Source organism: Thomasclavelia ramosa DSM 1402, assembly GCF_014131695.1.
Taxonomy (GTDB): domain Bacteria; phylum Bacillota_I; class Bacilli_A; order Erysipelotrichales; family Coprobacillaceae; genus Thomasclavelia; species Thomasclavelia ramosa.
Map to the genome: position 1 here is coordinate 484,023 of NZ_CP036346.1, position 20,357 is coordinate 504,379.

General features: G+C 30.7%; 22 protein-coding genes. 12 read left to right on the forward strand and 10 right to left on the reverse strand.

Annotated features, from left to right (window positions below; all coding sequences use genetic code 11):
• Positions 1–76 precede the first annotated feature (76 nt).
• From EYR00_RS15725 to EYR00_RS02375, 4 genes are all read left to right on the forward strand, one after another.
• Entirely contained in the window at positions 77–202 is a 126-nt protein-coding gene (locus EYR00_RS15725; protein WP_003539044.1) for a hypothetical protein, read from the forward strand.
• A gap of 231 nt (positions 203–433) precedes the next feature.
• Positions 434–919 carry a helix-turn-helix domain-containing protein gene (locus tag EYR00_RS02365; RefSeq protein WP_040434423.1) on the forward strand — a complete coding sequence of 162 codons (486 nt, stop codon included), beginning with the start codon at positions 434–436 and terminating at the stop codon, positions 917–919.
• 26 nt (positions 920–945) lie between these two features.
• On the forward strand, positions 946–1,035 hold the full coding sequence (locus EYR00_RS16025) for an IS3 family transposase (protein WP_081446383.1): 90 nt from the start codon (positions 946–948) through the stop codon (positions 1,033–1,035).
• Between the two features lie 6 nt (positions 1,036–1,041).
• Positions 1,042–1,527 (forward strand): IS3 family transposase, encoded by a 486-nt coding sequence (locus EYR00_RS02375; RefSeq protein WP_003539040.1) that lies wholly within the window; start codon positions 1,042–1,044, stop codon positions 1,525–1,527.
• A 160-nt stretch (positions 1,528–1,687) separates the two neighbouring features.
• Here EYR00_RS02375 and EYR00_RS02380 read toward each other — a convergent pair whose 3' ends face one another.
• Positions 1,688–2,260, reverse strand: a complete 573-nt coding sequence (locus EYR00_RS02380) for an ATP-dependent Clp protease proteolytic subunit (RefSeq protein WP_003539038.1) — start codon at positions 2,258–2,260, stop codon at positions 1,688–1,690.
• A 276-nt stretch (positions 2,261–2,536) separates the two neighbouring features.
• Between EYR00_RS02380 and gap the strand changes: the two genes are divergently transcribed.
• The 3 genes from gap (at position 2,537) to EYR00_RS02395 (ending at position 5,325) form a co-directional block, all read left to right on the forward strand.
• Complete coding sequence (gene gap, locus EYR00_RS02385) at positions 2,537–3,553, forward strand: type I glyceraldehyde-3-phosphate dehydrogenase (RefSeq protein ID WP_003539036.1); 1,017 nt, start codon at positions 2,537–2,539, stop codon at positions 3,551–3,553.
• A 149-nt stretch (positions 3,554–3,702) separates the two neighbouring features.
• A complete protein-coding gene (locus tag EYR00_RS02390) occupies positions 3,703–4,524 on the forward strand; it encodes a ketopantoate reductase family protein (RefSeq protein WP_009299489.1) in 822 nt (273 codons plus the stop codon).
• 51 nt (positions 4,525–4,575) lie between these two features.
• Positions 4,576–5,325: a hypothetical protein gene (locus tag EYR00_RS02395; RefSeq protein WP_040434416.1), complete on the forward strand. Its 750-nt coding sequence runs from the start codon at positions 4,576–4,578 to the stop codon at positions 5,323–5,325.
• 76 nt (positions 5,326–5,401) lie between these two features.
• Here the strand turns inward: EYR00_RS02395 and EYR00_RS02400 are convergent, their stop codons facing one another.
• The 6 genes from EYR00_RS02400 to EYR00_RS02425 form a co-directional block, all read right to left on the reverse strand.
• Positions 5,402–6,094 (reverse strand): LrgB family protein, encoded by a 693-nt coding sequence (locus EYR00_RS02400; RefSeq protein ID WP_008792265.1) that lies wholly within the window; start codon positions 6,092–6,094, stop codon positions 5,402–5,404.
• Entirely contained in the window at positions 6,087–6,449 is a 363-nt protein-coding gene (locus tag EYR00_RS02405; RefSeq protein ID WP_008792264.1) for a CidA/LrgA family protein, read from the reverse strand. Before EYR00_RS02405 ends, EYR00_RS02400 begins: the two co-directional genes overlap by 8 nt.
• 529 nt (positions 6,450–6,978) lie before the next feature.
• On the reverse strand, positions 6,979–9,198 hold the full coding sequence (locus EYR00_RS02410; protein WP_009008641.1) for a bifunctional diguanylate cyclase/phosphodiesterase: 2,220 nt from the start codon (positions 9,196–9,198) through the stop codon (positions 6,979–6,981).
• 11 nt (positions 9,199–9,209) lie between these two features.
• The gene (locus tag EYR00_RS02415) at positions 9,210–10,472 is read right to left on the reverse strand and encodes an ABC transporter substrate-binding protein (RefSeq protein ID WP_003539020.1); all 1,263 of its coding nucleotides are present in this window, start codon (positions 10,470–10,472) and stop codon (positions 9,210–9,212) included.
• Positions 10,473–10,636: 164 nt separating this feature from the next.
• A complete protein-coding gene (locus tag EYR00_RS02420; protein WP_224209059.1) occupies positions 10,637–11,971 on the reverse strand; it encodes a coiled-coil domain-containing protein in 1,335 nt (444 codons plus the stop codon).
• A 190-nt stretch (positions 11,972–12,161) separates the two neighbouring features.
• The gene (locus EYR00_RS02425) at positions 12,162–13,364 is read right to left on the reverse strand and encodes a C40 family peptidase (protein WP_008792262.1); all 1,203 of its coding nucleotides are present in this window, start codon (positions 13,362–13,364) and stop codon (positions 12,162–12,164) included.
• Positions 13,365–13,546: 182 nt separating this feature from the next.
• Here EYR00_RS02425 and EYR00_RS02430 point away from each other — a divergent pair, with 182 nt between their 5' ends.
• Complete coding sequence (locus EYR00_RS02430) at positions 13,547–14,557, forward strand: glycoside hydrolase family 25 protein (protein WP_008792261.1); 1,011 nt, start codon at positions 13,547–13,549, stop codon at positions 14,555–14,557.
• 1 nt (position 14,558) lies between these two features.
• Here the strand turns inward: EYR00_RS02430 and EYR00_RS02435 are convergent, their stop codons facing one another.
• Entirely contained in the window at positions 14,559–15,059 is a 501-nt protein-coding gene (locus EYR00_RS02435) for a ferritin-like domain-containing protein (protein WP_003539012.1), read from the reverse strand.
• A 589-nt stretch (positions 15,060–15,648) separates the two neighbouring features.
• On the opposite strand from EYR00_RS02435, the gene EYR00_RS02440 reads away from it, so the two are divergent.
• Positions 15,649–16,458, forward strand: coding sequence for an alpha/beta fold hydrolase (locus EYR00_RS02440; RefSeq protein WP_008792260.1), 810 nt, complete (start codon positions 15,649–15,651; stop codon positions 16,456–16,458).
• Between the two features lie 22 nt (positions 16,459–16,480).
• Here EYR00_RS02440 and EYR00_RS02445 read toward each other — a convergent pair whose 3' ends face one another.
• On the reverse strand, positions 16,481–16,975 hold the full coding sequence (locus EYR00_RS02445) for a GNAT family N-acetyltransferase (protein WP_003539007.1): 495 nt from the start codon (positions 16,973–16,975) through the stop codon (positions 16,481–16,483).
• A gap of 116 nt (positions 16,976–17,091) precedes the next feature.
• On the opposite strand from EYR00_RS02445, the gene EYR00_RS02450 reads away from it, so the two are divergent.
• Entirely contained in the window at positions 17,092–17,874 is a 783-nt protein-coding gene (locus EYR00_RS02450) for an HD domain-containing protein (protein ID WP_003539005.1), read from the forward strand.
• A 617-nt stretch (positions 17,875–18,491) separates the two neighbouring features.
• On the opposite strand, the gene EYR00_RS02455 is transcribed toward EYR00_RS02450, so the two are convergent.
• Positions 18,492–19,385, reverse strand: coding sequence for an SPL family radical SAM protein (locus tag EYR00_RS02455; protein ID WP_003539000.1), 894 nt, complete (start codon positions 19,383–19,385; stop codon positions 18,492–18,494).
• A gap of 211 nt (positions 19,386–19,596) precedes the next feature.
• Between EYR00_RS02455 and acpP the strand changes: the two genes are divergently transcribed.
• A complete protein-coding gene (gene acpP, locus EYR00_RS02460; RefSeq protein WP_003538999.1) occupies positions 19,597–19,824 on the forward strand; it encodes an acyl carrier protein in 228 nt (75 codons plus the stop codon).
• Positions 19,825–19,910: 86 nt separating this feature from the next.
• Positions 19,911–20,354, forward strand: a complete 444-nt coding sequence (gene accB / locus EYR00_RS02465) for an acetyl-CoA carboxylase biotin carboxyl carrier protein (RefSeq protein WP_003538997.1) — start codon at positions 19,911–19,913, stop codon at positions 20,352–20,354.
• The last annotated feature ends 3 nt before the right edge of the window (positions 20,355–20,357 follow it).

Consider the following 20,357-nt stretch of genomic DNA (forward strand, 5'->3'; position numbering starts at 1 on the left):
TAAATTATGCCGAATTATGTTGACAATATGTGATTATATCCTTATATTATATGTAGATTGATAAAGGGGATATAAGATGCTGAATAAGTTTAAGGGATTAAAATTAAAGTGGTATCATTTTGTAGTATTTTGGCTACCAGGTGGAATGCTATTATTAACAGGTTTATTAGCATATCAATATCGTAATTCAAAAATAGTATGATTATTTAGCTTGTACAAATTATTAAATGAAAATAGATTTTAAAGACAATAGTTTGATTTAGAAGGGAAATATGTTTCCCTTCTTTTTATATTTTAGGATAGCTGATTTTTATATATTTGGTTGATCTAGACAGTTATATATTAAAAAATGACTAACTGATAATAAAATGAACCTCCATTATTTGTGATGCGTACCCTCTTTACTGGGCAAACCAGTAAGGAGGGTTTTTATATGAAATATGATTATGTATTTAAGTTGAAGTGTGTTGAACTATATAAAAATGGTCGATGGCATGAAACACCAGAAGGAATTGGACAAAAAAACTTTAGAAAAGGAATTACTACATGGGTCAAAATCGCTGACTTACATGGAATAGATGCTTTAAAACATCCTACCACCTGCACTGAGTATACTGTGGAAGAAAGATACGCTTTAGTTGCCAGGGTTCTAGCTGGAGAATCTCAAAAAAGTGTTGCAATAAGTGCTAATATTAATCACAGTCAACTGTCAAACTGGGTAAAACGATATAAAATATATGGATATAATGGTCTCGATTTAAAGAAGGGACGACATAGTAAGGAGCAGCCTCTGAAAAAATCTATAATATCAAGTGAACTTACTCCTCCTGAGAAAGAAGAACTAATACGTTTAAGAGCAGCAATCGTTAAAGAAATTCGTGAAAAAGGATATCGATTAAAGCATCTTCTAAAGGCATGAGATGATGAAACTGATAAAAGAAATCTTTGATCAAAATAAGGGGACGCTATGGAGTTCGTCGAGTTCATAGAGAGCTTCTAAATCGCGGTTATCTGGTAAATCATAAGAGAGTGTAACGACTTATGCATAATATGGGATTATTAGGTAAACGTCCTAAAGAGAGATACCATTCTTATAAAGGGAATGTAGCAGATAATATTATTAATAGAAATTTTAATGCGAGTAGACCATTACAAAAATGGACTACTGATGTATCTCAATTCAATTTTGCATGGGGAAAATGTTATATTTCTCCAATATTAGATAGGTTTACAAATGAGATTATTTCCTATGATTTATCACCGCATCCTAATCTTAAACAAATTACAAATATGCTGACTCAGGCATATGAAAAGTTTTCCATCCTTGAAGGATTGATTTTCCACTCAGATCAGGGATGGAAATATCAACATGCTCATTATATCAATTCATTAAAAGAACACAGTATAATACAATCGATGTCTAGAAAAGGAAACTGTTATGATAATTCGGTAACGGAAACTTTCTTTGGCCGATTAAAAAATGAAGTCTATTATGGGTATGAAAATGAATTGTATTCATTTTCATAGTTTTCTACTGCAATAAAAGAATACAGAAAAAACAAAATGGATGCCACCTGTTTTGTACAGATTAGCATCCATGGCATAATTTTTTTAAAACTAAATTTAAACGTGTCCAGAAAACTGGGTACACATCATTTTTTGGGGTTCACTTCATAAGTTGGTCGTTTTAAATAACTTCATCAATTAAGCCGTATTCAAGCGCTTCATCAGGTTCTAAAAAGTGATCACGATCAGTATCGATAACAATTTTATCTATGGGCTGATTTGTATTTTTACTAAGAATTAAATTTAATTTTTCCTTTTGTTTTAAGATTCGTTTGGCACTAATTTCAATATCACTCGCTTGTCCTTCAAAAGCTCCTAATGGCTGATGAATCATAATTTCACTATTAGGTAAACTACAACGCTTACCTTTAGCTCCGGCACTGAGTAAAAAGGCAGCCATACTAGCAGCCATCCCAATTACGATTGTTGAAACGTCACATTTGATAAAGTTCATTGTATCATAGATTGCCATTCCCGCATTGATACTGCCACCTGGGGAATTAATATACATAAAAATATCAGCATTGTTATCTAATGATTCTAAATAGAGAAGCTGACCAACAATACTGCTGGACATCTTATCATCAATAGTACCGGTTAATAAGATGATCCGGTCTTCTAATAGTCGTGAATATATATCATAAGCATATTCACGTTGGTTTGTTTTTTCAATTACTGTAGGAACTAAATGCATTATCTTACCTCCACATTTAAGTATAGTAATTAAAATAATAATTATTCATTTAAGCCTATAAAAGGCAAGAAAGATTGCGGTAAAACTAGGCTTGTAAAAGTCACTAAATTTATATTATAAAAGAATAATGTTAGATTTTGTTCCATTAAAGTTAAATTTATGAATCTTTTGTGAAATATTTAATTTTTTTCAATGAAACCCGTTACATTAGTTGCTTTTCTTGCCTTTCTGGAATATAATATGAGCATAAAGAACATTCAAGGAGGAATATAAAGAATGGCAGTAAAAGTAGCAATTAACGGATTTGGACGTATCGGACGTCTTGCATTCAGACAAATGTTTGGTGCTGAAGGATATGAAGTTGTAGCAATCAACGATTTAACTGATCCTAAAATGTTAGCACATTTATTAAAATATGATTCAGCACAAGGTAGATATGCATTAGCTGATAAAGTTGAAGCTGGTGAAAATTCAATCACTGTTGATGGAAAAGAAATTAAAATCTATAGTGAAGCAGATGCTTCTAAATTACCTTGGGGTGAAATCGGTGTAGATGTAGTATTAGAATGTACTGGTTTCTATGTATCTAAAGCTAAATCTCAAGCTCATATTGATGCAGGAGCTAAAAAAGTTGTTATCTCTGCACCAGCAGGAAATGACTTACCAACAGTTGTATTCGGAGTAAACGAAAATATCTTAACTGCTGATGATACAATCATCTCTGCAGCATCTTGTACAACTAACTGTTTAGCACCAATGGCTAACGCTTTAAATAACTTAGCTAAAATTAAATCTGGTATCATGTTAACAGTACATGCTTACACAGGTGACCAAATGGTATTAGACGGACCTCATAGAAAAGGTGACTTAAGAAGAGCTCGTGCAGCTGCAGTAAATATCGTACCTAACTCAACTGGTGCAGCAAAAGCTATCGGATTAGTTATCCCTGAATTAAACGGAAAATTAATTGGTTCTGCTCAACGTGTACCTGTTCCTACTGGATCAACTACAATCTTAACTTCAGTTGTTGAAGGTGAAGTTACAGTTGAAGAAGTAAATGCAGCTATGAAAGCAGCAGCTACTCCATCATTTGGATATACTGAAGAACAATTAGTTTCTTCTGATATTATTGGAATTAACTATGGTTCATTATTTGATGCAACTCAAACTATGGTTAAACCAATGGACAACGGAACTACTGAAGTTCAAACAGTTGCTTGGTATGATAATGAAAATTCATATACTTCTAACATGGTTAGAACAATCAAATATTTCGCTGAATTATCTAAATAATTAATTGAAACTTGATGCAAAAGCTGGTCATTGATCAGCTTTTTTCTTATGGAGGATATTATTGTGATCAAACGAGTTGGAATTATTGGGATGGGTGCTTTAGGAATGTTATATGGAGATTTTATTGCAAAAACATTACTAGAGAAGCAGTGACATTTATAGTTGATGAAAAAAGGAAAAAAGCATATCAGGAAACTGTATTTACAATAAATGGTGAGAAAGTTTTATTTAATTTAGTTGAGTATTTTAATGCCGTTCCATTTGATTTAATAATCATAGCAGTAAAAGGGACTGCTTTAGAAGAAGTAATAAAGGAAATTAAAAAATGTGTTGATAAAAATACAATAATAATTTCTGTTTTAAATGGGATTGACAGTGAAAAGGTTATTAGTGAATACTATGGGAGAGAAAAAGTAATTTATGCGGTTGCTCAGGGAATGGATGCAATGAAGTTTGGAACATCTCTAAAGTACACTAAAGAAGGACAGCTCTTATTGGGAATCACTGATTTCAAGCAAAAAGATAAGTTGGATAAGCTTACTAGCTTCTTCGATCAAGCAAAAATTAATTATGAAGTTAAAGGCGATATTTTACATAGTATGTGGGCTAAATTCATGTTGAATGTTGGGATAAATCAGACTTGTATGGCATATAATACCAATTATAGTGGTGCTTTAATGCCAGGGGAAGCAAATGATACCTTGATTGCAGCAATGAAGGAAATTATTGAGTTGTCACATTACGAGGGAGTTGATCTAACTGAAACGGATTTGAAGCATTATATTGAGATAATTAGGACTTTGGCTCCTCTGGGTTTACCATCAATGGCTCAAGATGCAAAAGTACGTCGTTACAGTGAAGTTGAAATGTTTGCTGGAACAGTAATTTCTTTGGCATCAAAGCATAAACTAAAAGTACCAACAAATGAATTTTTATATAAGCGAATAAGGGGCATTGAAAATAGTTATTAAAATGAATATTTAATGCTGCTAAGAAATTATAAAGAAAGAGGAGTATTAATTATGGCTAAATTTGGATATGTTAAAATCGTCTCAGGACAAGCAGCAAGACGAATTGGAAGGTTTATTGGCTGGGATGAAAAAGGGGTTAAAGCAAAAGTGGCTTTTGGTTATGATACTGATATTTTACCATATACTAATTATCATTTTTTTAGCGTCAATAGCATTACTAACAATATTACAAAACAGGACTTAGTCGATCGATATTTTGAACTTTCCCAAGCCTTAAAAGCAATTGATTTACGTGCACACCCTAAAATAAAGAAATATACAGCTGAACATACAAGTATAATTACTGAATGTAATTTGGTTCGGCATTTACTTCAAGTTTTTTTTGATTTAAAAAATCTAACTTTAAAAAATAAAGAAAAAAATATTACTTTATTAACTAATACAAGTAATATAATGTGGATAAATGAATTTGCTTTAGAATTAGAGATTCGTGGGTTTCAAGTTGGAATTCTTAATCATGAAATTATTAAAGATAATTTTAATGATGAACTTAAATATGCATTAGAGGTTTGTAATCATTATATTTTTATTGAAGAATACAATCATCAGGAATTAAAATATATAAAAGAAAATCTTAGTAGCGTTTATCAAAGTCTTACTGTAGTTGTTGAAACAGCTGTAGATGAGGACTATGAAAATGGTTATCTTTATTTTGATGAACCATTTACTGATCGGTTTGAGCAATCATTACAGCGTTTGGTTGAGCGCTTAGAAAGTCCAGAGATATATAGTCAGATATAATAAAAAGAAATCCCTTTACTCGTTTTGATATGGATTATCCAGTACATATCATTTTATTTGAATAAAGGGTTATTTTTTATAATAAATTTGCCATTAATGGTGCAATGATTACAGTTAATAATCCAGCAATAACAATTGATAAACTACTCATAGCTCCTTCAATTTCTCCAAATTCTAAAGCTTTTGATGTTCCAATCGCATGGGCACTATTACCAAGGGCTAAACCGATTGCAACAGGATGCTTAATTTTAAATAATTTACAAATACTTTTAGCAATGATAGCACCAAGGATACCAGTAATAATAACAATTCCAACTGTAATGGTTGAATTACCGCCTAGTTTATCAGAAACACCAATTGCGATTGCTGTTGTAATTGATTTTGGTAAAAGTGAATAATAAATTACAGGATCGGCTTTCATAATTAAACACATTATAAAAATGGAAACAATTCCGGCAAGACAACCACTAAATAAACTGATTAAAATAGCATCTAAATGTTTAATTAATATTTGCACTTGTTTATAAAGTGGTACCGCCAAACAAACAGTAGCTGGGGTCAATAAAAAAGTAATGAATTGAGCTCCCTTATTATATGTATCAAAATCAATATCAAAAATGATTAATATACCAATTGAAATAACAGCACTGATCAATAAAGGATTAAAAATTGGGTAGGGCAATAATTTTCTTATTTGAACTGCAATCCAATATGATAATAGACTGATAACAATCCCAAAATATACTGTTTCAAGCAAAAAACTATCCATTATCATTATCCTCCTTTCGTTCAATGATTACTTGTGCAACTTTTCCTGTAACGATCATAACAACGATGGTACTAATTAAAGTGACAATTCCAATAACTAGGAGATCTTTAATAATAGCATTACCAACGTTGATTAGACTAACAGCAGAAGGAACAAATAAAACGGGCATGATTAAGATCAGCCAATCAGCTACTTCCTCGATTTGATTTAATTTAATTACTCTAGTAAATAAACAAATTAGCATTATTGCTAAACCATAAACGCTTGCCGGTATTGGCAATGGCAATAACAATCCCAACAATTCCCCAATAAATGAGATTGTCATAATAATTAAAAATTGATGTACATACTTCACACTATCCCTCTTTTCTTGTAGATTATAGCACTAAAATAAAAATTATTAAATCTCTAATATCAATGTTATCGTTTTCAATTAAAATAAAAAATATCTGGTCTTTAAAAGCTGCTAATTTTAAAGACTATTTAATATAAATATTAAAAATTATTGACGTTATAGTTATAGAAAAGTATACAGTTTGATGAAAAAGATGGTATTGATATGAATAACGAATATTTTATTAGATTGATTTGATGATATTATGATGTAGTAAACCTTTTATAATTATAATGAAGGGATAATAATTTTGAAAACAAGTTTTCTTTGTACTATCAAATTTTAGAATATTATTAGATAAAGAGTATTATTGATCGTTTTTTGAAAAAATGTTTCTATGGAAAGAATAATTGTTATATGATATTTAGCGAGATATTGCTAACTCAATAAATAAAGATAATACGCTGTTTTTGGGTGCATATCTAAGAAAATGTTAAAAAATTCCTACTTTCGAGTCTGCAACTCTAAAAATAGGAATCTAATTAAAAAGTTATTTTTCTTGATTTATAAGCAGTTGTTCAAATTCTTTGATTGGTCGTGGCTTAGAAAAGATATATCCTTGGATCATATCACAATCAATCATTTTTAAAAATTCCAATTGGCTTGGGGTTTCGACACCTTCAGCAACTGTTTTAATATTAATAGTTTTAGCCATTTCAACAATAGCTTTGATGATTTCTTGACTTCTTTGAATATCATAACTGTTGATTAAGAAAAGCCGGTCTAATTTTATGACTTCAAATGGTAAGTCTTTTAAAGAATTTAATGATGAGTAACCTGAACCAAAATCGTCGATTGAACAAGTAAAGCCATTATTTTGTAGTTCAATGATAATGTTTCTAATTCTTTCAATATTATCAAGTAAAATGTTTTCGGTTATTTCTAATTCAACTAATTTATCAGGTAAACTATATTTATTTTTTATTTTACTGTAGCGTTCAATAAAGTCATCTTGATAAAGATGTAATCTAGAAATATTAATCGATATAGGAACATTTGGCAGGTTTTCGATAATTCGTTGATAGAGAAACTTACAAACACTTTCAAATATATATTCATCCATTTTAAGAATAAAGCCATTTTGTTCAAAGATTGGAATGAATTCACCAGGCATAATGAGATTTCCTGATGGCTCAAGCCAACGAACTAGAGCTTCAGCTCCTAACATGACTTGTCCATTTGGCGCATACTTTGGTTGTAGATAGAATGTAAATTCGTTATTCAGTAAAGCGGACTCCATGTTATTTTCAATCTCTACTTTTCTAATCATTTGATCATGCATTTTAGAATTATAGAAGTAATAGTTATTGGTTTGGCCAGGTATATATGCATTTAAAGCGAGGTGACTACAGTCAATTAGACCATCAATACCTGAGATTGTTTGATCATCTTCATAGCAGCATATACCAATTTTAACTATAGTATTATTTTTATTATCAAGTGATTCTAAAAGATTACAAAATTTTTGATTGATTTCTTGGCATAAGTTTTCCAGTTCGGTTCTATCATGATATGACTGCATGATTAAAAAATTATCGGCATTTACTCGGCACGTAAGTCCTGGGGCTATGACCAATTTTTTTAAAATATTTGCCAGCTGCGTTAAGATCTTATCACCATATTTATAACCATATAATTCATTAATTATTTTAAAGTCATTAATATCTAAATACAGAACTGCAAGAAGAGTATGATTACGTTCCAAAAATAATTTTTCCCCCTCTGTTTTAAACTTTTGATAATTATAGAGCATGGTCAAATGATCATAAAAAGCTAAGTTCTCTAACATTCTTTTGTGTTTACGGCTATCACGGATATATAGCAAAACAACACAGCTGATTGCACCAGCAATACCACTACATAAAATTATGGAGGAAATAATAATGTTATTGGCCTGCTTCATGATTACATTATTAGGAATAATTGAAATAATAAACCAGTGATTGTTTTGTTGTAATGGAACATAGCAAAATACATTGGAACTATCTTGATAATTAAATAAGGCAACACCTTTATCTCTTTTAGATAAAGATGCTTTAAATGATTCAATGGTTTTTGCATCATTACCAGACAGATCGATTAAATCAAATAAGTTTTTAAAAGTACGATTTGAGTTACGATGTTTGGAACGAATTAAAATTTCACCATTATCTTTAACAATATATGAAAAACCTAAATCGTTATAAAACGAAAGTGAGAAGTTTTCAATAATAAAACTTAATTGAGTTTCTTTGACAATGACACTTTGACTATCGCTTGTTTTTACATAAGTTGCAAAAGTCTTAATACCTGTTTTTGAATTAAGATAGGGCTCTAAAAATCCTTGTGAATTATTATCAGCTTTTATTTGCTGAAACAACTGTTCATCACCTAACGGATAATTACCATTTTCATCATAGTAGCAGTCATTGGTATAGTCGATATATAAATATTTAGCTTCTTCACGATTAGATAGATGCTGGAGATACTGCGGAATCTTAGTTTGTAGATAGGCAATATTAGTAAGGATGTTTTGGGAGTTAGTCATTTCTTTAGTCATATAGACATTAAAGGCTTTTTCCTCCTGAGAGGTTGTTTCTAAAATATCATTGATTGACTTATCCCAAAGAGAATCTTGAACATAATTAACATAAATGAACATGGAAAAAACAACAAAAATCACAGCACTAATTCCCCCGACAATCATTAACGATATTTTTTTATTTTTCATTGGAATCATCCTCACTGTTCATAATTTTTGATTATTTCTAATGCACTATCAATACTGTTTCCTGTTAATAATTGGGTGATTCCTTCATGGGTAAGTGACCAAAGGGGAAGATTTATATTTGAATCACTACCTAGAATTGTTTTCTCTGAGGTTAAATAAGGGCTTAATTCTTGAATCTTAGGATCATCAGCAATACGTTGTTCTTTCAGAGGACTAAAAGAGGACTGACTATTTACAAATTTCCACATCACATCTTCTTGACTTAAATATTCAATAAATTTTTTTGCTTCAGTAATATGTGGACCTTTAGCATTAATACATACACGGGTATCAATATTTGAAACTAGAATTGCTCCATCGTCTAAAATTGGATAAGGGTAAACTTTAAAATTTAAATCTGGTGAACTTTTTTCAACTCGAACAGAGGCCCAGGCACCAGTTAACATAAAAGGGTTTTTATTTTCTTCAAACTGTATTAGATCGTCTGCAGTTTTTTCTGTTTTTAAAGTTGTGGCTGCATCAATGAATTTATTGTCGATTAACTGTTTAACATATTGATATCCTTCTTTAAGATAATTACAAAGAATGCTAGGATCTTGATTTAGTGAAGCGATTATTCTATCCTTTTCAGGTGATTGATAGATGGGATAAAGACCTTTAGCAAGAGCAATTGTTTTTAGAGAAATATCATTATTAGCGATGATCGGAGTAATTCCTTGCTCAATAAAATATTGACAAACAGCCATAAATTCTTGATTATTTTTAGGAACTGACTGATGATGTTTTTCTAGTAAATCAAGATTGCAATATAATCCAAATGCTGAAATAGAAGTTGGAATATAGGGGATCGTATTATCTGGTTGCACCATTTGTTCCAATGAGTTTGTGTTAAAGTTTTTTATTGTTTTTAGCTTTGATAAATCTTCAAAATAATTATAATTAGTTAATTGCTGTAAATTATCTTCATCGATCATAAAAATGTCATCATAGTTATTAGAGGCCAAACGTTTTTTTAGTATCTCATAATACTCAGTTCCTTTCACACTTTCATAGGTAATGGTAATATTGGGATTTTTATCCATATAAGCTTGTAAAATTTCTTCGATTGCAACAACATTAATTGCTTCCGTTTTATATCCATAAAAATTTAGTTCAATCTGATCATTATTATTTGTATCAACAATATTTATTGATTTAGCTTGACAGCTGGTATTAAAAATTATTAATAAAAAGACTAATAAGTAATGAAAGAGGGATATTATCTTTGCTTTCATGCTCATTTCCCTCCTTTGTTTTCTAACTTTAATTATAGCATAGTAAATTTTAAATAGGATATAAATATAACATAACGCTCATATATTATTTGGATAATTATCGCCTAAAATAAAAAAGGACAAGTATTGTAGTGAACTACAAAATTTGTCCTTTAAAATATCTATTATTTACTAACACGTCTAATTGTACTTATTCTACTATAGTAATATGATCCTGGTTCAATTGAAGATACTTTAACATAAGCTTTTGGATTATCACCGTGTGTTGATGAATCACCACCACCGGCATGAACCATTGATCTGGAACCATCGCTGTTTACAACAATGATTCCAATATGATAAGCTGGACTACCAAAACATACTAAATCACCAGTTTTAGAGTTTGCAAAACTTACAGCTGACCATTTTCTGGAGTAACCAGCAGCAGTATCTCGACCACCACTAACACCTGCTTGTTTTAATGACCAATATACTAAACCAGAACAGTCAAAGTATGTGGGACCTTGAGCTCCCCACCAATAACGCGATCCTAATTTAGCATAAGCAGCAGCATAGATTTTTTCACCAAGATTATCTGATGTGCTAGAATCATTATTATTGTTTCCGCCATTGTTGTTATTTCCAGAATCGCTATTGTTATTATTGTTGTTGTTATTATTGTTGTTGTTACCACCGGAATTATTATTGTTTCCACCATTATCAGGTTTTGGAGGCGGTGGTGTAGGAGTTGGAGTTTCATATGCTTCTTCATTAAATTTTTTAATTGCAGCATCCAGGGTTTCAGTCATTTCACCATAATCATAAATCGTGTTTTGAGTAGATGCAATTGATTTGTTTTGTTCCTCTAACAAAGCTGTATATTTTGTTTTTAATGTTTTTTGTTCTTCTTGCTGAATAACTAAAGTGGCTTTAGCTTCTTCTAAAATAGTTTGTTGTTGTTCAACTTCTTTTCTTTGTTTATTAAGTTCTTCAATCAACTCTTTATCACTTTGTGTAAGTTCGTTATAACCGTCGATTCTTGAGAACATTTCCGTGAAGTTGCTTGCACCAAAAATAAAGTTAATATATGTATTTTCATTTGCATAAGATTGCATTGCATACATACGATCTTTTAATAATTGAGTATTCTTTTCAATACTTGCTTGAAGATTGGCAATAGTTGTATTTAAATACTCAATTTCAGCTTCTTTATCGCTGATTTGTTTATTAACTTCATCTAATTGTTTTTGAACGCTTTCTAGTGTTGTTTTAGTGTCACTAGCAGCCTCTTTTTGTTCGGCCAATTTTTTAGTTAATTCAGAATTTTTAGTTTTAAGATACTTGTTGAATGCTTCACAAGTTGATTTGTTACTACTAGATAAATTCGAAGATGAGCATAATGTCATATATTTACTTTCATTACCATCAAATTCATCGGCTGCCACAGGGGCTGCATAATAACATGCACTTGTTACTATTGTCAGCGTTAAAGCTGTAGATATAACTTTTTTTATTTTCATACAATCACCTCGATACATAGTAATTATCCTATATTTTTCTTAATAAGTAAATACTAATTTAGATTTTTTCTAAGGATATAAAGCTAATTTTCTAAAAAATATCACATTTGTTATGGAAATAATGAAATTAATTTATGAATTTCATATATATGTGATAAAAAAGATGAGCAAGCTTGCTCATCTAATTGTATTAATACAATCTACGAACGTCATACCATTCTTTTTGCCAATATGAATAACCAAGATCCGCTACTTGAACAGGTTTACCTGTTTGTGGAGCATGAACCATGTTACCACCACCGATATAAATACCGACATGGTGAATTCCGCTGGTACTTCCATTACTGCTAAATAAGATGATATCTCCGGCCTGCATGTTATTACGAGAAACAGATACCCCTTTACTAGCTAGCGATTTGGTATTATTAGAACCAATGTTGACACCTGATTGATAATAAGCCCAGTTGACTAAACCTGAGCAGTCAAATGCAGTGTGGTTTGGATTAGCGATTTCAGACATGCTGTGACATCCACCCCATACATACATATAACCAACGCGAGTTAAAGCCTTTTGTGCAATTGCGTTTCCAACTGCAGAATCACCAGAAACAACGCTTCCGCCAGAAACTTGTGATTTTTCAGTAGCAGCTAATAGTGCAGCGATATTATCAGTGATTTTTTGACTTGAATCGGCCGCTTGAGCAGCTGCTTTTTCTTGCGCAATCAAATCAGCGTTTTGTTTTTCAAATAGAGCTTGATATTCTTGTTGTAGTGCCTGCTTTGATGATTTTTGACTTTCAATATTAGCTTTGGCAGTAACAACCGTAGCTTTTTGTGTTTCTACTTGTTCTTTTTCATCAGCTAGTTGTGCAACTAATTCATCATCATACGATGTTATTTCATTAACGCTGTCAATTCGGGCAAACATATCAGTGAAGCTAGAAGCCCCAAAGATAAAGTCAATATATGAATTATTGTTATTGTATGATTGCATTGAATACATACGTTCTTTTACTTCTTCTTCTTTTTTAGCTATACTTGCTTCTAAATTTGAAATTGAAGTTTGTAAATATTCAATTTCTTTTTGTTTTTCAGCAATTTGATCATTTAATGCACTAATTTCACTTGAGATACTATTCAAACTATTTTGAGTATCAGATACTTTGCTTTTTGAATCACTTACTTGAGATTTCAATTCTTTATTTTTATTTTTCAAGTATGTATTGAATTCTTTACAAGTGTTCAAGTTATTAGTTGAAAGATTTGAAGATGAGCATAATTTCATGTACTTATCTTCTTGCCCGGAAAAATCAGTTGCCTGAACAGGAGTGGGAATAGTTACTAATGAAAGCATTGTACAGACTCCTAAAGCAGTGACGAATACTTTTTTCATTTCATCGACCTCCAATTTATATATATTATTTAGTTTTATATTCAGTTTTAAAGATGGCGTATTTAATCCATACCAATGTGATTATAACATAATATTCATTGTTTCGCATTAAAATGATAAAAAAGTCTAGAAAGTCACACATTTTTGACAATTGCTCATATATTATTAATGGAGGTGGAAGAATGACGACACATGGAATTGATGTCTCACAATATCAGGGGGTAATTGATTGGGAAATTGTTCAAGATCGAGTTGATTTTGCAATTCTTAGATGTGGTTTTGGTCAAGATCGAACAGATCAAGATGATCGTTTGTTTAAAAGAAATGCAGACGAGTGTACACGATTAGGAATACCGTTTGGTGTTTACTTATATTCATATGCTAAAAATAGTAGTGATGCTAGAGGGGAAGCACAACATGTTTTACGTCTAGTGAAAAACTATAAGATGGCATATCCAGTGTATTATGATTTAGAAGATAATAATACGACTGGAAAGCAATCAAATGATGTGATTGCAAATATCGCTAAAACATTTGCTGATGAATTAGAAGCCAATGGATATTATGTTGGGATGTATGCTTCACTATACTGGTGGAACACTAAATTAACGGATCCGATTTTTGATAATTATACACGGTGGGTTGCTAACTATGCTGCTGAGTTAAATTATGATAAACCGTATGATATGTGGCAATATAGTTCGACTGGATGGGTTCAAGGGGTACCAACAATTGTTGATATGAATTATTGTTATGCTGATTTTCCAGCTATTATTAAACGTGCAGGTAAGAATAATTTTGATATTGATACAGCAGTGGAACAATATAAATTAGGTGATACAGTAAGATTTAGCTATGTCTTTTTAACTAGTGAATCTTCTAATCCGTTACGGCCATATCGTAATGTTGGAAAGATAACTCGAATTGTAAAAAATACTCGAAATCCTTATTTAATAGGTAATGATCAAGGCTGGGTCAATGACCAGGTAATTGAAGGTAGGGTAAGCTATTTGTCAAATCCTAATTATGTTGGAGATAGTTTAGTTGGAGCCCTTCAGCAAATTAATGTTGATACAAGTTTTGAAAATCGTCAACATTTAGCAAAACTTAATGGAATTACTAATTATGTAGGTAGTGCGGCGCAAAATTTACAATTATTGCAATTATTAAAAGAAGGAAAACTAATTAGTTAGATTATCTAACTAATTTAGTTTCCCATTCTTTTAAAACCTTGATATGCAGTTCTTCATCTTCAATGATTCGATTTAAAATCGCAACAATATAGGGATCTTTGATGATGCTAGCTTGATACATATACTTATCAATTGCCTGATATTCAGCGTCTATTGCTGTTTTTAGTACTTCCTCTAGTGAATTAGGATAATTTAAATATGATGGTGACCAATAAGTACATTGATCATTTAGACAGCTCCACCAGCGGGGGTCTAAACCTAATTCTAAGGCAAGGGTCATGAAGATGTCTAAATGATGCATCTCGACCATAGAAATATTTAAAAATGTTTTTTTTAGTTCTAAAAAATCTTCGCCAGCAATACTATGGTTATAAATATATTGACAAATTGCAGATGTTTCAGAATTCATCCCACCGACATTATCAAGGATCATTAAACCATAAGTTTCATTTGGCACAGTTACTTTTATTTCGGGGTAAGGCTTATTTACTTTAGTATCCATGTTCTTCACCTCATATAAAAATATGCTGAATACAATAAGATATGAATACAAATGAAATAATTTTTACACTTAAAGATATAAATATTGAAAATAACTAAGATAATAGTCAAAATTATTGTAATTATCAAGTTACTAACAGAAATATTATATGTCATAGTAATATTTCTGTTAGTAAAAAGAATAATGGGGTTATAGTCGCTCAAGCTATTAAAATCATTTAAAAACAAGCTGAGAATAAGGAATGTTTCAACTTACAAGAGACCACTATAATTATTTTTTATGCGGACATTCCTTAAGAAAATTAATCCGATGATAAATATACCAAATACTCATAAGGCTATTAATGCAATTAAAAGATTAGCGATAGTACTGGTAAAATAATAACAACTATACCCATAGATAATAATTGCACTGATGATATATATTAATATTCTCACTCCAATATCACAATATAATTTATCAAAATTAATGATAGCGAATCATAGTAAATATTGATTAACTTAATCGACTGCTGGTATACAAAAATTAATAATTAAAATAAGGTTATAATATTATTGAGCTTACATAGAATATGATGAGGGGGGATTATGTGTTTTATCTAAAATCATCAGATAATGCCAAATTAGCGGTAGAGGATATTAATCCAGCTCATCAAAAGACAGTAGTTTTAGTGCATGGCTGGCCAATTTGCCAAGAAATGTATGAATATCAAAAAGATATTTTAAACGATTGTCGATACCGCATCATTAGTTATGATATTCGTGGATTAGGAATGTCACAAGTTATGGGCAGGGGCTATGATTATGACCAATTAGCGATAGATCTGCATAGTGTTTTAATAACCTTAAATGTCCATAATGTGACATTAGTAGGATTTTCAATGGGTGGGGCGATTTGTGTTCGTTATATGAGTAAATTTGGAAAAGAACGAGTAAGTAAACTAGTTTTGGCTGGTGCTGCAGTGCCTTCATATACTCGTACAATTCATAATCCCGAAGGACAAAGTATCGATGCGGTAAATCAACTGATTGAGCAGTGTTATACTAATCGACCTAAAATGGTTCATGATTTCGGACAAAATGTTTTTGCATTAAATCATGGCAGTGAATTTATGAACTGGTTTACATCAATTTGTTTAAAGGGATCAGGAATAGGAACGATCCAAACAGCAATTTCTTTACGAGATGAAGATGTGTATCAAGATTTGTTTGAGATTAAGGTCACTACTTTAATCATGCATGGAGTGCTTGATAAAATTTGTCCTTTTTCGTTTGCTTTAATCATGCATGAATGTATAGAAGATTCGATTTTATGCAAGTTTGAATATAGTGGACATGGGATTTTTTATGATGAACGAGAACGTTTTAATCAAGTATTAATTGATTTTATTGAACAATAAAACCTGCACTTTGTAATGCAGGTTAAAGAATTTTTTCATATGCTCGTCGAGTTTCTTTATTTTCTAAATAAATAGTGCCACAATATTCAAATCCATATTTAATCAAGAAACGCTGCATCGAAAGATTATCATCATGAGTATCCATACGGATACTTGGTTTTTTAGGATAAAGTTTTAATCCTTCATCAATAATGATTTTTGCCAAGCCTTTACCTTTTTGATCATTTCGTATCGCGATGCGATGAACTACAATGTATGCATTATCTTGAAGCCATTTCCCTTCTATATAATTATAACTAGGTTCAAGCTCTTTAGAGATCATCGCAGTTGCGACTATTTCTCCGTTATCTTCAAGCACATAAGCTTCATGGCGGCTAATATCATTAATAATAGTTAATTCATCAGGATAACCATCTTGCCATTGGTTGATTCCTTGCTCTTTAAAATATACTTTAGCTTGATTGATAATTGTCATGACAGCGGTTAAATCATTAGTAGTAGTTAATCTTAATTTCATCTAATCACATCCTTGTTTATTAATATAACATAACCATATAAAAATAGAAATTACTATTTAGAAAATAGTAGAGAAATGCTGTTAAAGAGCATATAATGATAGCTGGAGGTGGTTAGATGATAGATTTAAAAAATGCTAAAAGATTGTTTGATGAATATGTAGCGAATTATGATAAAGATAATCCTAAAGTTGCCTTAAAGATAGAACATACTTATCGTGTTATGGAGGCCTCAAAAAATGTTGCAGTGAGTCTCGGGTTAGATCAAGATGAAATAGACTTAGCATCATTAATTGGATTATTACATGATATTGGGAGATTTGAACAATTAAAACGTTATAATTGTTTTATTGATAGTAAAACAATTGATCATGCATTATTAGGTGTTCAAATTTTATTTGATGATAATTTAATTAGTAAATTTGATATTGATCAAAAAGATTATCCACTGATCTACAAAGCTATTTTTAATCATAATAAATATAAAATTGCTGAGGGATTAAGTGAACATGAGATGCTCCACTGTAAAATAATTCGTGATGCTGACAAAATCGATATCTTTAAAACAGGTTTGTTAGAAACGTTCGAAGCATTTTTGGATGCTGGACAAGAGATTTTAGAAAATGACATCATTACTGAATCGATATATGAAACATTTATGAATAGTGAATCAATTCTTAGTACCACTCGTAAAACTGACTTGGATCGCTGGGTATCCTTTTTGGCCTTGATATTTGATTTGAATTATCAGTATAGTTGTAATTATGTTTATCAACAAGATTATATTACAAAATTAGTTAAACGACTTAATTATCAAAATAGTGATACTTTTAAGAAGATGTTAAATATAATGAACCATGCTAATGAATATTTAAAAGAAAAGAGTGATCTTAATAATTAAGATCACTTTTTTGAGGTAAGTTAATGATAAAAATAGAGTATGCATATAAAGAATTTAATACTTATGTCAGTGAATATGATTTCGATGTCTCTTTATTATTTTAAGATAGGTTGATTGAAAAATTTAGTGATATTTATAATAATGAGCAAATTATTTATAAAGCAATCATAAAGCACAATAAATATGTGATTTGAATGGGATTAGATACTCATGAATTACTGCATGCAAAGATTATCCGTGATGCTAACAAAATCGATAAGCTGGAAATTAATCTACTCTCCCGCTAGAAACAATTTATTATAAGGGAAAAGAAGAAATAGAAAAACAATTGATTAGTGAGAGCAGTGTACCAGTCATTTTTGAATCATGAAATGATTTTAAGCAGCTGTCAGCAAAATGATTTAGATATTTGGTTACCACATTTAGTATTTGTATTTGATTTGAATTTTAAATATAGTTTTCAAGAGGTTTTAAAACACCAATATATTGATAATTTGTATAAACGTTTAGACTATCAAAACATTGATACTAAAAAAAGATGAGTATTATCTATTAAGTGGTAATGAATTATACATATGAACATGCTAAATAGTCCAGAAGATCTTCTGGACTATTTTTTAAAATAAACTCAATTGTTCCGATGATGCAGTTTGTTTATAACCATTTATAATATCTTCCATCTTATAAATGATATTATATTTGTGACATTCTTCAATAAATATATTTTTTAATTCATAAAGTCGTGGGCTGTTGCATAAATAAGTATTACCGAATTGTTTTATATAGCGTTCCTTACAGCCGGGAAATAAATGATCTAGCTGCGTATAGAAATAATCACGTTGATGATCTCGTAAAGTCACACCAAACATAGGATAAACAAAGCTGGCATTGGCTAAATGTGCGCGATAGATGATTTCTCGAATATTTTCAGGGGTATCGTTAATAAATGGCAAAATCGGTGTCATTAAAACCCCAGCATAAATATTGTGTTGGCGTAATTGTTTAATTGTTTCAAATCGTTTTGATGAAATTGAAACATTTGGTTCGATCAATTTTGCTAATGAATCATCACCACAAGTAATGGTCATACAAATTAGGACAGATTGTTTATCATTAATTTGTTTTATGAGTTCAAGATCGTTAATGAGCGTATGACTTTTAGTCGTTATCATTACACCAAAATTGGTTTGCTTTATTATTTTTAAAGCTTGATGAGTTATCTTTAATTGTTGTTCATAATGATTATAGGGATCAGACATGGCTCCAATTGCAATCACCCCTTTTCTTTTTTTAGAACAAAGTTCTTTAGAAAGTAGGGTGAGTACGTTATGTTTTACTTTAATTTGATCAAAGTTTGAGATTTGATAACAATCACTACGACTGTCACAATAAATACAACCGTGATGACATCCTTGGTAGAGATTCATGTTGTAGTCAAAACCAAACCAAAAATGATTTTTATCGGCTTTGTTTTGAATGATTGTCTTAGCTTTTATTTCGGGTATTTTCATTAATTGTGCCCTCCTAAAAAAGACTATAACATAAAAAAATGACGATTAAAACATAAAAAAAACGAAAAAAAATATTACTTGAAACACCTTGATTTTACTAGGTTTTGGGTTAATTCGACAGTCTTCGATAAAAGTTTTGAACATCAAACTATTTACAAATGTTTTGATTTTGTTATAATGTGACCGTAATATACACGAGGAGGAATATAACGTGGAATTTGAAAAAGTAAAAGAAATAATTGTTGATTCTTTAAGCTGTGATGAAGATGCAGTAACTTTAGAAGCTAACTTAAAAGAAGACTTAGATGCAGATTCATTAGATGCAGTTGAATTAATCATGGCAGTTGAAGAAGAATTTGATATTGAAATCCCTGATGATAAAGCAGCTGAAATTAAAACAGTTCAAGATATCGTAGATTATATCAAAGAAAATGCATAATAAATGCTGATTTTTATTACCCAGAATAGCTGGGTAATAATTTTTTTAAAAAATTACTTTGATATTCAAAATAAAGGAGAGTATTTATGAAAATAGATTTAGTAAAGCAACTTATAAATGAATTTGAAAACTCAGAAGTTTTTAAAATGAAAGTAGAGATAGATGATATTAAATTAGAATTAGAAAAAACGCCAGTAGCACCGGTAAATGTTGTAAGTACACCGGTAGTTTCTGCTCCAACGCCTACTTTAGCGCCAGTGGAGCAAGTAGCAGCTAATGAACCAGCAATCACCGGAACACCGGTTAAATCACCAATTGTTGGGGTTTATTATGCATCTAGTTCACCAACTGCTAAACCGTATGTAGAAGTAGGCACTAAAGTAAAAGCAGGACAGGTGTTGTGTATTGTTGAAGCAATGAAGGTAATGAATGAAATTAAAGCTCCAATTGATGGAACAGTAACATCAATCATGGCAAATACTGAAGATTTAGTTGAATTTGATCAAGTGTTAATGATCATTGAAGGGTAGTTA

Coding starts and splice junctions, on each gene's coding strand:
- EYR00_RS15725 (WP_003539044.1), top strand. CDS start 77: ATGCTGAATAAGTTTAAGGGATTAAAATTAAAGTGGTATCATTTTGTA.
- EYR00_RS02365 (WP_040434423.1), top strand. CDS start 434: ATGAAATATGATTATGTATTTAAGTTGAAGTGTGTTGAACTATATAAA.
- EYR00_RS02375 (WP_003539040.1), top strand. CDS start 1,042: ATGCATAATATGGGATTATTAGGTAAACGTCCTAAAGAGAGATACCAT.
- EYR00_RS02380 (WP_003539038.1), bottom strand. CDS start 2,260: ATGCATTTAGTTCCTACAGTAATTGAAAAAACAAACCAACGTGAATAT.
- gap (WP_003539036.1), top strand. CDS start 2,537: ATGGCAGTAAAAGTAGCAATTAACGGATTTGGACGTATCGGACGTCTT.
- EYR00_RS02395 (WP_040434416.1), top strand. CDS start 4,576: ATGGCTAAATTTGGATATGTTAAAATCGTCTCAGGACAAGCAGCAAGA.
- EYR00_RS02400 (WP_008792265.1), bottom strand. CDS start 6,094: ATGGATAGTTTTTTGCTTGAAACAGTATATTTTGGGATTGTTATCAGT.
- EYR00_RS02410 (WP_009008641.1), bottom strand. CDS start 9,198: ATGAAAAATAAAAAAATATCGTTAATGATTGTCGGGGGAATTAGTGCT.
- EYR00_RS02415 (WP_003539020.1), bottom strand. CDS start 10,472: ATGAAAGCAAAGATAATATCCCTCTTTCATTACTTATTAGTCTTTTTA.
- EYR00_RS02420 (WP_224209059.1), bottom strand. CDS start 11,971: ATGAAAATAAAAAAAGTTATATCTACAGCTTTAACGCTGACAATAGTA.
- EYR00_RS02425 (WP_008792262.1), bottom strand. CDS start 13,364: ATGAAAAAAGTATTCGTCACTGCTTTAGGAGTCTGTACAATGCTTTCA.
- EYR00_RS02430 (WP_008792261.1), top strand. CDS start 13,547: ATGACGACACATGGAATTGATGTCTCACAATATCAGGGGGTAATTGAT.
- EYR00_RS02435 (WP_003539012.1), bottom strand. CDS start 15,059: ATGGATACTAAAGTAAATAAGCCTTACCCCGAAATAAAAGTAACTGTG.
- EYR00_RS02445 (WP_003539007.1), bottom strand. CDS start 16,975: ATGAAATTAAGATTAACTACTACTAATGATTTAACCGCTGTCATGACA.
- EYR00_RS02450 (WP_003539005.1), top strand. CDS start 17,092: ATGATAGATTTAAAAAATGCTAAAAGATTGTTTGATGAATATGTAGCG.
- EYR00_RS02455 (WP_003539000.1), bottom strand. CDS start 19,385: ATGAAAATACCCGAAATAAAAGCTAAGACAATCATTCAAAACAAAGCC.
- accB (WP_003538997.1), top strand. CDS start 19,911: ATGAAAATAGATTTAGTAAAGCAACTTATAAATGAATTTGAAAACTCA.